The organism is Niastella sp. sgz303648, from assembly GCF_059587045.1.
The window spans coordinates 324704-337795 of sequence record NZ_JCAPSW010000005.1; the positions used below are offsets into that span (position 1 = coordinate 324704).

General features: G+C 44.5%; 9 protein-coding genes. 6 read left to right on the top strand and 3 right to left on the bottom strand.

All coding sequences use genetic code 11. From position 1 onward, the window contains the following. Window positions 1-9: 9 nt before the first annotated feature. The 4 genes from AC59IL_RS16945 to AC59IL_RS16960 all read left to right on the top strand — a co-directional run bounded on the left by AC59IL_RS16945 (window position 10) and on the right by AC59IL_RS16960 (window position 4520). Window positions 10-1569: a SusD/RagB family nutrient-binding outer membrane lipoprotein gene (locus AC59IL_RS16945; protein ID WP_496553355.1), complete on the top strand. Its 1560-nt coding sequence runs from the start codon at window positions 10-12 to the stop codon at window positions 1567-1569. A 118-nt stretch (window positions 1570-1687) separates the two neighbouring features. Further along, window positions 1688-3208, top strand: a complete 1521-nt coding sequence (locus AC59IL_RS16950) for a DUF5689 domain-containing protein (RefSeq protein ID WP_496553356.1) — start codon at window positions 1688-1690, stop codon at window positions 3206-3208. Window positions 3209-3435: 227 nt separating this feature from the next. Continuing rightward, on the top strand, window positions 3436-4308 hold the full coding sequence (locus tag AC59IL_RS16955; RefSeq protein WP_496553357.1) for a sulfurtransferase: 873 nt from the start codon (window positions 3436-3438) through the stop codon (window positions 4306-4308). Beyond that, a complete protein-coding gene (locus AC59IL_RS16960) occupies window positions 4305-4520 on the top strand; it encodes a hypothetical protein (RefSeq protein ID WP_496553358.1) in 216 nt (71 codons plus the stop codon). Before AC59IL_RS16955 ends, AC59IL_RS16960 begins: the two co-directional genes overlap by 4 nt. 290 nt (window positions 4521-4810) lie before the next feature. On the opposite strand, the gene AC59IL_RS16965 is transcribed toward AC59IL_RS16960, so the two are convergent. From AC59IL_RS16965 to AC59IL_RS16975, 3 genes are all read right to left on the bottom strand, one after another. Continuing rightward, entirely contained in the window at window positions 4811-6190 is a 1380-nt protein-coding gene (locus AC59IL_RS16965) for a hypothetical protein (RefSeq protein ID WP_496553359.1), read from the bottom strand. Between the two features lie 102 nt (window positions 6191-6292). Then, the gene (gyrA, locus tag AC59IL_RS16970) at window positions 6293-8974 is read right to left on the bottom strand and encodes a DNA gyrase subunit A (protein WP_496553360.1); all 2682 of its coding nucleotides are present in this window, start codon (window positions 8972-8974) and stop codon (window positions 6293-6295) included. Window positions 8975-9247: 273 nt separating this feature from the next. Then, entirely contained in the window at window positions 9248-10429 is a 1182-nt protein-coding gene (locus tag AC59IL_RS16975; RefSeq protein ID WP_496553361.1) for a GAF domain-containing sensor histidine kinase, read from the bottom strand. Between the two features lie 482 nt (window positions 10430-10911). On the opposite strand from AC59IL_RS16975, the gene AC59IL_RS16980 reads away from it, so the two are divergent. Both AC59IL_RS16980 and AC59IL_RS16985 read left to right on the top strand, forming a co-directional pair. Beyond that, window positions 10912-12528, top strand: coding sequence for a DUF4339 domain-containing protein (locus AC59IL_RS16980; RefSeq protein WP_496553362.1), 1617 nt, complete (start codon window positions 10912-10914; stop codon window positions 12526-12528). A 143-nt stretch (window positions 12529-12671) separates the two neighbouring features. Next, window positions 12672-12980: a hypothetical protein gene (locus AC59IL_RS16985; protein WP_496553363.1), complete on the top strand. Its 309-nt coding sequence runs from the start codon at window positions 12672-12674 to the stop codon at window positions 12978-12980. Window positions 12981-13092 lie beyond the last annotated feature (112 nt).

Consider the following 13092-nt stretch of genomic DNA (forward strand, 5'->3'; position numbering starts at 1 on the left):
TCTCAAACTATGAACAAGATAATATATAAGTACTTACCTGTTTTTTGGCTGTTTGGTACAGCGGTTTCTTCCTGTACAAAAAACTTTCAGGAGATCAATACCGATCCCAACAATTCGAAAAATGCGGCCGCCCAGCAGTTGCTGGCGCCTGCCCTTGTAAATACATTATCCTATAATATGGTGCGCAACCGCGGCTTTAATAATGAGCTGATGCAGGTGAGTGTTGATATTGGCGATGGCGATGGAAAAGTGTTCAGGTACGATTACCGCAGTACATGGTCAGACTACCTGTACAATGGCTGGTATGCGCAGCTCACCAATTTTAAAGACATATACAAGGTAGCCAGTCAGGACCTCACCTATAACAAATCGTATATGGGCATTTCGCTCATCTGTCAGTCGTGGATATACTCCCTGCTCACCGATACCTATGGCGATGTACCTTATTTTGAATCGAACAAAGTAAAGGAAGAAGAAGGCGGCATTTCAGAACCTGCCATTGATTCACAAAAAGTGATTTACCTCGATATTTTCAAAAAGCTGGAGCAGGCAAATACATTACTGGTCGATACTGTTCCTATTTATCCATCCAGCGATCCCGTATATGGTGGCAGAATCGCTTCATGGCGCAGGTTCGGCAATTCGTTATACCTGCGTTTATTGCTGCGCATTTCGGGCAAGGCCGAAGTGGCAGACTTTTGTAAAACGAAGATCAAGGAAATAGTAGAGCTAAAGCCTTCTACCTATCCCATCATGTCGAACAACGATGAATCTGCCATTTTAAGATGGACCGGTTACCCGCCCTATATTTCACCGTTTATGAATGCAGTACGGGCACAGGATTTCAGAACGCCCGGCGTTTGCAGTTTCTTTATCGACCATCTTACTTCGTGGAATGATCCGCGTATTAATTATGCCAACTATGGCACCAACGGCGTAAACAGGTACCGCATTGCACCTTACAGCGGCTCCTTTGTAGGCACACCAAGCGGTTATTCGCCGGGAGAACCTGCCATAAGAAAATCATACTTCTATGCCACTACCGATACGGTTAATAAAATAGCGGCTGCCAACTTAATGGCAGAACCCTTAACCGGTATGATGATGAATTTTGCCGAGGTTAAATTCATTCTGGCCGAAGCCGCCGTAAAAGGATGGATCAGCGGCAGCGCCAATACTTATTATAACGACGGCGTATTAAACGGTATCAAACTCTGGCTGCCCTCATGGCCCGATACCAGCACCAAAATATACAACGTAGTTGATTACCTCGATAAGGCCGACATGCTATGGAACGAAAGCGAAAGTTTTGATGAAAAGATGGAAAAGATACATCTGCAAAAGTATTACGCCTTATTCTGCACCGACCTGCAGCAATGGTTCGAATACCGCCGTACAGGGCATCCCATTTTGCCAAAAGGCAGCGGACTAAAAAACAATGGGGTAATGCCGGCGCGCATGGCCTATCCTGTTTATATACAAAGTACCAACCCAACAAATTATAAAAAAGCTGTCGACGCCCAGGGGCCCGATCTGATATCAACGCAGGTGTGGTGGCAGAAACCCTAATCGGATTTTGAGATTTCGGGATTTCGGGATTTTGAGATTTTGTTTGGGTGTCACAGTAAAAGCAATCTCAAAATCCAAAAATCAGAAATTAAACAAGAATAGTCTTAATAATATTACAATGAAAAATATTAGCTGCTTTGTTTGTTTATTACTGCTGGCTTTCCTGTGGGGCTGTAAAAAGGATAATTATCCCGGTGGCAGCATAAGTTCCTTTATAGCCATTTACGATATACGTAATATTTATAAAGGAGAAGCTGTAACGCTAACAAAAGATAATATGTTTGGCTCCACCGCTATAACAGGCATAGTAGTGAGCGATCATTCGGGAGGCAACTTGCCCGCCGGTTTACTGATCGTGCAGGATAATCGCCGCCTGTCGCAGCTTCGCGGCATTGCCTTTCCTATAGGCGAAGCTGCCGCTGATTACAAAACAGGCGATTCGGTGATCATTCATATTGAAGGGGCCGTATTAACAAAAGCCGATGGTATGATGCAGATCACCCAACTGCCCGAAGGCGCTATTAAAAAAGTTTCTTCGAATAATACGATACCGCCTAACCGCGTTCCGATAAACCTGATACTGGCAAACCCCGAAAAGTACGAAAGCACGTTAAGCGTTATTGTTAAAGGCAGCTTTAATCCCCTGCCCGACCCTTCGGAAGTACTGGCCGGCGATAAAATGCTGAACGATGGATTTGGCGATCTTCCCCTGCATACCGAAGTAAAAGCCACTTTTGCCAACGACCCCGTAACATTTAGCGCCAATTATTATGGCATTGTTTTCAATACCGTTGGAAAAGACGGTCAGCTGGTACCCCACCTGCGTTTACGTACAGGCAGCGACATTGTAGTACTTAGTTCAACGATTGAAGTAACTCCTATTGTTATCAGCGGGTTTATGAGCGACGTAAAAGGAAGTGATGGCAACTATGAATATATACAACTGATGGCTACGCAGGATATTGATTTCTCCCTTACCCCGTATTCGGTGGTTACCACCAACAATGCCGGAACATCAACACCTTCAGGCTTTCCGGCAAAAGGATGGGCTACCGGTGAAATGCGTACGTATAAATTTAATTTGTCATCCGGCACGGCTGCAAAAGGCAGTTTCTTTTATGTAGGCGGAACGGGTAAAATGATCAATGGTTCCGGTTCAACCAGCATGGCCACCAGCAATTGGGTCAGGGCATTCAATTATGTAACTACCGATGGCGATGGCTTTGGTACAAAAACCGGCGGTTTGCTGGCCAATAGCGGTAATGCATTTGGAATGGCTGTATTTAAGGATACAGTAGTAACTGTAACCTCAAAGCCCATAGATGTAATTTTTATTTCCGGCGGCGGTAGTTTATACACGCCGGGACCACCGATGCTGGGATATCGTATAGGTAATACAGATTTTTATGATGTAAGAAATCCTATTACCCTTGTTGATCAGCCCTACTACAAAAGCGGCACCAATACACTGTGCTTTGTTTATAATACCTCTGACCTTGGTTATTACAATATGCTTGGCGGTGAATATAATTCTGTATTAGGTAAGTGGACAAAAGCAAGATCACAGAAAAACGTACTGCTCACCAAAACATCGGCACTCAGTGAAATTGAAGGAACAGGAGCTACCACATTAAAATAAGATTCTTTTCTGCGAAGCCGTGCTGGGAACCGTGGCACGGCTTTATATTTTGACATACATCAAAAAATTTGCATAGCAACCAGCCTGACACCGCATTCTATCAGCTGAAACCATTACCCAATGCGGGTTTCAGCGATTCTTCTTTCAAAAACTAATACTTGGTAACCGGGGTGTAAATGTTGTACCTTGTATATCCTCACTATTTTATAACAACAAAACTTACAGCCATGATGAACTATGCTCGTCCGGAAATGCTGGTTTCCACGGAGTGGGTAGATCAGCATCAATTCGATCCTCATGTAGTAATTGTAGAAGTTGATGTAGACACACAGGCGTATGAAGAAGGCCATATTCCCGGCTCCCTTGCCTGGAACTGGCAAAAAGAACTGTGCGATACGGTGCGTCGTGATGTGATCGGCAAAGCTGAACTCGAAAAACTGCTTGGCGACAGCGGCATTAGCAATGATACAACCATCATACTGTATGGCGACAATAATAACTGGTTTGCGGCCTGGGCCCTGTGGCAACTAAAAATGTATGGTCATCCCGATGTGCGCATCATGAATGGTGGCCGCAAAAAATGGCTGGCCGAAGGAAGAGTGCTGACCAAAGAAGTTCGAAAACCCGAACCGGCAACCTATAAAGCAGCCGAACGCGATGAATCGCTGCGTAGTTATCTGAACGAAGTGCAGCAGGCCATGAAATCGGCTGATTATGTAATGGTAGATGTGCGGTCGAACGATGAATATACAGGCAAAATTTTGTCGCCTGCTGGTCTTGCCGAAACCTGCCAGCGGGGCGGACATATTCCGGGAGCAATTAATATTCCGTGGGCACAAGCCTGCAATGAAGACGGCACCTTTAAATCGAGGGAAGACCTGGAAGCATTGTACCAGAGCAAAGGCATTATACCCGATAAAAATGTGATCGCTTATTGCCGTATCGGCGAACGGAGCAGCCATACCTGGTTTGTATTGAAATACCTGCTGGGATATGATACAGTAACCAATTACGATGGTTCGTGGACAGAATGGGGCAACCTCGTTGGTGCGCCCGTTGAAAAAGAATTAGCACCCAACGCTGTAAAACAAATGGCATGATAAAAGCAGAAGAATATTTCGAAGAGGTTCGTGAGCTGGATGGCATTCCCGTGCGAATAACCGTGTATAAAATAAGCGGTGAATTCCATTGCCATATTTTTAATGCCGATGCAGGCGCTACGATTGCAAGGGCCAGTGCAACCGTTCGTGAAACAGCATTGCAGGTAGCATTGCAAAAAGCCGATAAACGATTACACAGATCGTTTGGATGAACCAGTGGCGGCCCTACATATTAAAAAAAAACGCAGCCTGGAAAGGCCGCGTCAATTGATTGAAAAATTAAACCCTTAAACCCATGCGCACATTTGTTCTGCGCACGCCTAAAGATAGTTTTGAACACTCATTCTTATCAGAGTGACTAATTAAAAGACTATTAAAATACATGTTGCACATATCACAAATACATGAGTGCGCTACAGAACTGATATGTGGTATAACTAATAAAAAAACGGTGCCACGGTTTTGAACCGTGGCACCGTTATATTAATTTCGTATATACGTATTAGTGCTTTCTGTCGATATTATTGTATTTATCGGTATACTTCGTAATGCTTTCCTGCACTTTTTTAATATCTGCATCGATCTGTTTTACACCTGCTACATCTTTTTTAGCTTCTGCAGCTCTTTTCTTTTGCTCAAGCTGATTAGCTTTTTCTTCGTTGATGATAATGAGCAGATCAAGCGCATTTTTCAGGTTGTCTTTATCTTCCATTTTCAGTTTAGCCTGTGCATCCAGCACTTCATCTACTTTGGTAAGATAAGGTAACGCCGTATCAAATTTCTTAATCACTTCGCCACGCAGATCTTCTTTTTTCTTTAACTGCTCAGGCGTTAATTTAACACCTCCCTGCGGTTTGATGGCCTTATTTTCGTTATTGATCTCAACCCCCTGATTATAATAAATTTGTCCTAATACCATGTTGGCATTTGGATAATCAGGTTTCTTTTCGAGGGTTTTGGTCATTACTTCAGCCGCTTTTGCGATCAGCTCTTTTGAATTGGCCGGACGTTTAGTAATATCCGGATCATATCCTGCCTGATACAATTCAACACCATAGTTGAACAGGAACAGGAAGTTATCGGGATTTTCCTTGATCACCTGCTCATATTTTTTAAACAGGTCTTCTTTGGTTCCTTTTTCGCGTGCCAGGTCAAGATCAAAACCGGTCCAGAAAGGATCGTTGGGATATACTTCCTTGCCCAGTGCAGAGAATTTAGCAGCATTCACTGCATCTTCTTTACGACGATAATAATCAGCCAGCCATTTATAAATTTCAACAAATCCGTCGCCTTTGGCTTTGTTTTCGGCAATCTTTGAATAATACACAGCTGCATCATCGGGTTTCTGCGCTTTTTCGGCCGAAATACCGGCATATAATGTAGTTGTGGTATCGAGCTTTAAAGGGATCAAACCACGGCTCGACATAAGGTCAAATACTGCCAGTGAGTTTTTGAAATTGGTGAACGCATCGTTGTAGTTACCGGCATTATAAAAAGATGCAGCATCTTTTGAATAACCCGAATACAGTTCAACCAGCGGCTGGTTGTTATCGAGCGTTAACTGAATGTTCTTTTTTGAAGCATCTTTTTCCTTGCTCTCCAGTTCGAGGTATTGCTTCATAGCTTCAAAAGCCGTATTGCGTGCGTCGGGAACAGTAGATTTTAAAGTAGAATCATTGGCAATGGCGCCATATATTTTTGCCTTTGCATACCAGGCATCTGAACTGGTTTTGTTTTTTTCAACGGCCATTACGTTATCAATCTCGGTTTTGGCCTCGGGTAGCTTCTTTCTGGTGAGAAGGTCTTTTGCCTTATCTATTTTTTGCGCATGTGACAAGAACCCAATAACAGCGAGCAATGCTGTCAGAATCATTTTTTTCATCTGTGTATTTTTTATTTTATTTAGACCAGATGCTACGCCCCGACGGGTTACATAACTAATGGACGATTCATCTGAATTCATTCTTCGATAACAGCTCCTGGCTTATTCGCTCACATGATTCCCCGTTGAACCACCTTCTTCGTCTTCATCGCCCGGCTCATCTGTTGGTTCATCCAAAGCATCTGTATTCTCCTCAGAAGATGCAATCAGACCGGTATCGGTTGCCTGTGCATCGGTATTTGTAATGATATCGGTTAATTCGCCGTTTTCACCGTTCTCGCCATTTTCTCCGTTATTTTCATCGCCGTTGTCATCGAGTTTGGTGATGGCGGCAATTTCGTCCCCGTCTTCGAGGCGAATCAGCTTCACACCCTGTGTGTTACGGCCCAGTTCGCTGATGCCGTCGGCCGGCATACGAATGGTCATACCGCTTTTACAGGTGATCATCAGGTCTTCTTTTTCGGCCACATCGAGCATGTCGACCAGCGAACCCGTTTTTTCGGTTACATTCAGGGTTTTTACGCCCTTTCCACCGCGGTTGGTAATGGGATATTCATCAAATGGAGTTCTTTTTCCGTATCCTTTTTCACTCACAACCAATACACTGCGCGATTTGTCATCCTTGCTGACACATATCATGCCAATCACCGCGTCGTTATCATCATCCACATCAATTCCCGATACGCCAATGGCACCACGGCCGGTAGCACGCACTTTTTCTTCTTTGAACCGGATGGCGCGACCGCTTTTTACGGCCATCATAATTTCACTGTTGCCATCGGTTAACCGGGCCACCAGCAGTTCATCGCCATCAACAATGGTAATGGCATTTACGCCGGTTGTTCTGGGGCGGCTGAAGTCTTCGAGGGCTGTTTTTTTGATAATACCTTTCTTCGTGCACAGTACGATGTTGTGCTGGCTAACAAAATCTTTATCCTCGAGGTCTTTGATATCGATAATGGCCCTGATTTTATCGTCGGAAGGCAGCTGAATCAGGTTCTGAATAGCACGTCCCTTACTGTTTTTATCACCTTCGGGAATTTCATAAACATTCAGCCAGAAACAACGTCCTTTTTCGGTAAAGAACAGCATCGTATGGTGTGAAGAAGCCACGAACAGGTGCTCGATAAAATCTTCATCACGGGTGCGGCCGCCTTTGGCGCCACGGCCGCCACGCCGCTGGGCGCGGTATTCTGTGGCAGAAGTACGTTTGATATAACCGAGGTGTGAAATGGTGATCACCACATCTTCTTCCTTGATCAGATCTTTAATACGCACTTCGTTATCGAGATAGGTTATTTCGGTTTTACGGGCATCACCGAACTTCTCCTTTACTTCGAATAATTCTTTTTTGATCAGATCGTAGCGCATGCCTTCATTGCTTAACAACTCTCTCAGGTCGGCAATGATCTTTTGCAGCTCATCATATTCTTCCCTGATCTTTTCGCGTTCCATACCGGTTAACCGTTGCAAACGCAGTTCGAGGATGGCCCTTGCCTGAATTTCATCGAGCCCCCAGCCCGCATTGATAAGGCTTTCCCTTGCAATTTCGGGTGTGGCCGAAGCGCGGATCAACGCAATCACTTCATCGAGGTGATCCAGTGCAATGAGATAACCCTGTAAAATATGGGCTTTCTTTTCGGCTTCGCGCAATTCGTAACGGGCGCGGCGTACCACCACTTCGTGACGGAACTCAACGAACTCACTGAGCATATCTTTTACGTTCAGTGTTTTCGGGCGTCCTTTAGAAAGGGCCACGTTGTTGATACCGTATGAAGTTTGCAGCTCGGTGAACTTGTACAACTGGTTGATCACAACGTTGGCAATAGCATCGCGTTTCAGATCAACCACAATACGGGTGCCTTCTTTCTGGTTCGATTCGTTGTTAACATGCGCAATGCCTTCAATTATCTTTTCATTTACCAGCTGCCCTATTTTATCGCACAATGCATCACGGTTTACCTGGTAAGGCACTTCGGTAACAATGATCGTTTCGCGGCCGCTTGGCTTTGTATCAACATGCAGTTTGCCGCGCAGCACTACCCGGCCTCGTCCAAAATGCATACCGGCCCGTATGCCTTCCATACCGTAAATGATACCGCCGGTAGGGAAATCAGGGGCTTTAATATGTTGCATCAGCTCATCGATAGTGATTTCGCGGTTATCAATGTAGGCAATACAGCCATCAATAACTTCACTGAGGTTATGCGGCATCATGTTGGTAGCCATACCAACCGCAATACCACTTGAGCCGTTAATAAGCAGATTGGGAATACGCGTAGGAAGAATTGACGGTTCTTTTTCCGAATCGTCGAAGTTGGGCTGAAAGTCGATGGTATCTTTATCTATATCCTCGAGCATGTATTCAGCCATACGCTCAAGCCTTGCTTCTGTATAACGCATGGCGGCCGGGCCGTCGCCGTCCTGGTTGCCATAGTTACCCTGGCCATCTACAAGTGTGTATCGCATGCTCCATTCCTGTGCCATACGCACCATGGCGTCGTACACCGAACTATCGCCATGCGGGTGGTATTTACCCAACACTTCCCCTACAACACGGGCCGATTTCTTATACGCTCTGTTGAAATTTAAACCCAGCTCGTTCATCGCAAAAAGAATACGACGGTGAACAGGTTTTAATCCATCACGTACATCGGGCAGGGCACGGCTTACGATTACCGACATCGAATAATCGATGTAAGCCGTTTTCATTTGCTCTTCGATATTAACAGGGATAATACGATTCTGATCGTTTGTTTCCTGTGGTGTGAAGTTCTCTTCCATACTTGTTTACAGATATGATTTACATCCGTTTAATGGGTCATTGGATGGGGGGCAAATTTACCCTATTTAAGCGGGAAAACCCGTTTATATTTCGGGTTTTTTCGGGGTTATATTTATCCACGAATGTGGATTAAAAGAAGGGCAGTAGGCAGTAGGCAATGGGCAGTGAGCAATGAAGGATATGTTAAGATTGGGCTTTTGTTACAAGTTACAGGTTCCAAGTTACAGGGACTGGCAAACACTGATTCCTTGTAACCTGTAACCTGAAACAGACTAAGTATGTGGCAACTCAATGATGAAGCAACTCCCCTTCCCTTCAGCACTTTCAACCTTAATGCTGCCGCCGGCTTTTTCGATAAATTCTTTTATCAGTACAAGCCCTAAACCGCTGCCCGACTCGTTTTTGGTGCCGCGGCGGCTGTATCTTTCTTTGCTTAGCAGCAGTCTTTCGCACATGGCAGCGGGCATGCCTATACCGGTGTCGATTACGCGGATCACCACCTTTTTCTGCAACGAAAATCCATCTACGGTAATGCTGCCTGCTTCGGTGAATTTATTGGCATTGGTAACGAGGTTGCGCAAAATAAACCGTATGATATTTTCATCCATACCTATAACAACCCCTTCGTTAACCTGGTTGATGAGCCGGTTGGCCTTTAGGTTGGCCTGTACGGTAAGTTCGGTGAACACCTTTGCAGCTTCATCTTTCAGCAACAGCGAATCGGGTATAAGCGGAGCCTGTTGCAACTGTATTCTTCCCCACTCTATCAGGTTTTCGAGCAAAGTTATAGTGCCATGCAGCTGGGTAGTGCTTATCTGTAAAAAATCATCGAACCGTTCGGGATCTATAACTCTGTTCTGATGCAAATTAAACAGGCTTACGATCGACGATAAAGGACTTCGTACGTCATGGGCAATGATGGATATGATGCGGCGCTGGGCTTCAGATATACGTTCCAGCTCTTTATTCTTTACCCTCAGATCCATTAGTTGAATCACCTGCTTACCTAAGATCTTCAAAGCATCCTGTTGTTCATTTGTTAAATTTCGCGGAACAGTATCCTTTACACACAGCATACCGAGATTATTACCGTCGTGCGAAGTAAGCGGTACACCGGCATAAAACCGAATGCCATCGCTGCCTGTTACCATGGGGTTATCAACAAATCGTTGGTCTTTGGTAGCATCAGGTACAATTAACAGGGTGTTGTTATGTATTCCATGACTACAAAAAGAAACATCGCGGGGTGTTTCATCAAAATCAATTCCCACTTTTGCCTTGAACCACTGCCGTTCGGTATCGAGCAGCGATATCAGCGAAACAGGTGCATTGCATATACGGGAAGCGAGTTTAACAATATCATCAAATTCATATTCAGCCGATGTATCGAGTATATGATATCGGTACAAATCGGCCAATCTTAAGTTTTCATTAACAGGTATAGCTGCTTTCATCAATCAGTCATTAGGGTTTAGGATGATAACTGCCATAAAAATGTAAATCAATCATCTTATAAACAATCGCCATATGTTTAATATAACGGCTTTACAGAAAGGTTTTAACTACAGTTAGTGGTATTTACTTAGGGTTAGTTGGTATTGTTTCAAAGCTTATTCACCATGGTGGAAAACAAAGTGTTATTTTTAACGTGGTTTTTATAACTTTTTGGTAAGAGTATTTGGTACAATAAATGCCATCTGTTAACTTGCACAACACATATTTACCTTCCCGGTATCCTATATAAAAATATCCCGTTAACCTACTTAGCCCGAGACCCGCAATTACGCTGAACGCGAAACGCAATACGCTGAACGCAGAATGCAAAACACGTAAACGCAAGGTGCCTTACTGAACGCTACTGAGCGTTAAGCATTCAGCATAAGCGTTAAGCCTTAAGCTACCTGCTTGCATAACATTACGAGTATTTTTATAGATTATGAACAAGTACCTTTTATTACGCGACAACAAGCAACAAGGGCCGTTCTCAGCAGAGGAGTTAGCGGCCAAAGGTCTTAAGGCCTATGATCTGGTATGGGTTGAAGGCAGAAGCGCAGCATGGCGTTATCCCAGTGAAATTGAAGAGCTGAAATCATTTGCACCTGTCGTGGAAGAACAACCGTACGATCGTTTCTATAAAAAACCATCCGAACAACAGGGCAATAACCAGGCTGTTCAGGCAACGCAGACTGCAACTCAAAAGACCGTTCAGGCAGTTGCTGAAACCGCCATCGCCGAAGAACAGGCAGTTGCCGGTACGGTAAGTCAAACCGAACATACAGTCAAACACATTTATGTTACCATGCCGGTATCGAAGGGTTCAACAGGCAACACGGCTACCCAGGTTGTCAAAAAAGAAGAACCAAAGCCGGTTACACAGTACAATACCACACAATCGCAACAATACAATCAGTACAATTCAGGTGGTTCATCCACTACAGCCAAAACGCAGGAAAAAAAGGCGGTAGCGGCTTCTTCATATATCGTTTCAAAGGAAGATGATGAGCTGAACAGCAGTTTACTGGCCGGGCATCAGGCAAGGAAAAAAGAAGACGATGAGATAAGCGACAGCTACTTATCTGACTACGAATCACGCAAAGCGGCCTTCGAATCAAAGAAATCGGGCGGTACCATGCCTGTAGCCAAACAGGCCAGTACCATAGCAGCTCCCAAAAAAGAACCGAAGCAAGCCCAAAAACGGGATATTGGTTTTGATTTAAAAGCGCTGCTCGCCGGTTCAGGACGTTATCTGCAGGATAATAAAAACCTCACCCGCTCCCTTGTAGCCGCTGTGCTGATATTGGGAGGCGTTGTTATAGGACTTGTAATTAACTCAGGTCACCGCGAACCCGATACCAAAGCGCTCGAAAGCCTGGTGAAAGAGATCAGGGAACAGCAAAACGAAAAAACAGCTGCCACATCGGAACAGGCTACAGAAACTGCCCGGAATAACAACCGGCAGCAGGAAGAAGGCGGTGCCAATAACGAAAATTCAAATTCAGCCAACGAACCGGCGCCACCACCGGCTGGTTACCGGTCACCCGCCCAACCCGAACAATCGGTGGTACGGCAGGCACTGATGAAAAAAGAAAATAACAACACGAACAACAACTCACAAAATAAACAACAATCTGTTGCGGTACCGGTGTCGAACACCAATACCGAACCGGTTGAAACCACACCGGTCGTTGTTTCAGAGCAGCCGAAAGAAAAAACTATCAGCCAGGAAATGCTTGAAAAAGCCCGTAAAAATATTTACGACCTGGTGCATGTTGAGGCCAGCGCTTTTCATGTAGGTTTACTGGGCGGTGTATCAGACCTTGATATTACAGTTTTAAACAGCAGCCTGTATCCGCTTGACCAGGTAGCTGTTGAAATCAAATACTTCGGACCCGAAAAGAAACTGGTAAAAACACAAACACTCGTGTTCAATAATGTTCCCGCAGGTAAAAGACGAACACTTGAAGCACCCCGTACCAATCGCGGTATTTCTATCGATTATTCGGTTATTAGCATCAATTCAAAAGTGCTGGGACTTGCACAGGCTGGTTATTGAGGAACGTTCTACAATAGTAGATTCGTTTTTCCACATTTTCCGCGTCTGGCATAGTTTTTAGACATCTATCGTACCTGGCACAGTTTTTTTAAAATTTGTTTCCTTCAGACGATTGTTTAGCGATTTAGAAAAATTGAGTTGTTATGAGTAAAACTGTAGCCACCTTTATCGGGGTTATTTCTGTAGTTATTGTATTACATGCTTTTCGCGCCATGCACGAATCTAATATAACAGGGAAAATAGCAACACCCGGTAAAAACGTATGGATTTATGCAGTAAATGGCAAAGACTCTTTAAAAACGATGGTCAGCAATGGAAAGTTCAGGCTGACTGTTAAACCGGGTTCATGGAAAGTGCTGGTGGCCAACAGCCATCTGTTTCAGGAGGAAGGAATGACGGTAGAAGTACGGGAAGGAAGCACGCTTGACCTCGGCACCTTAAAACCAAATTAAAACGCATTAAATAAGGGACGGTTCAAAACCAAAAGAGCTGGTGTTTATCACCGGCTTTTTTTATTAGGTTGTGCCCGCCCGGATGACCCGGTCGGACGGGGTTTAAAGTTTA

Bases quoted from the DNA above. Each gene is read 5' to 3' on its own strand.
- AC59IL_RS16945 (WP_496553355.1), top strand. From the start codon at position 10: ATGAACAAGATAATATATAAGTACTTACCTGTTTTTTGGCTGTTTGGT.
- AC59IL_RS16950 (WP_496553356.1), top strand. From the start codon at position 1,688: ATGAAAAATATTAGCTGCTTTGTTTGTTTATTACTGCTGGCTTTCCTG.
- AC59IL_RS16955 (WP_496553357.1), top strand. From the start codon at position 3,436: ATGATGAACTATGCTCGTCCGGAAATGCTGGTTTCCACGGAGTGGGTA.
- AC59IL_RS16960 (WP_496553358.1), top strand. From the start codon at position 4,305: ATGATAAAAGCAGAAGAATATTTCGAAGAGGTTCGTGAGCTGGATGGC.
- AC59IL_RS16965 (WP_496553359.1), bottom strand. From the start codon at position 6,190: ATGAAAAAAATGATTCTGACAGCATTGCTCGCTGTTATTGGGTTCTTG.
- gyrA (WP_496553360.1), bottom strand. From the start codon at position 8,974: ATGGAAGAGAACTTCACACCACAGGAAACAAACGATCAGAATCGTATT.
- AC59IL_RS16975 (WP_496553361.1), bottom strand. From the start codon at position 10,429: ATGAAAGCAGCTATACCTGTTAATGAAAACTTAAGATTGGCCGATTTG.
- AC59IL_RS16980 (WP_496553362.1), top strand. From the start codon at position 10,912: ATGAACAAGTACCTTTTATTACGCGACAACAAGCAACAAGGGCCGTTC.
- AC59IL_RS16985 (WP_496553363.1), top strand. From the start codon at position 12,672: ATGAGTAAAACTGTAGCCACCTTTATCGGGGTTATTTCTGTAGTTATT.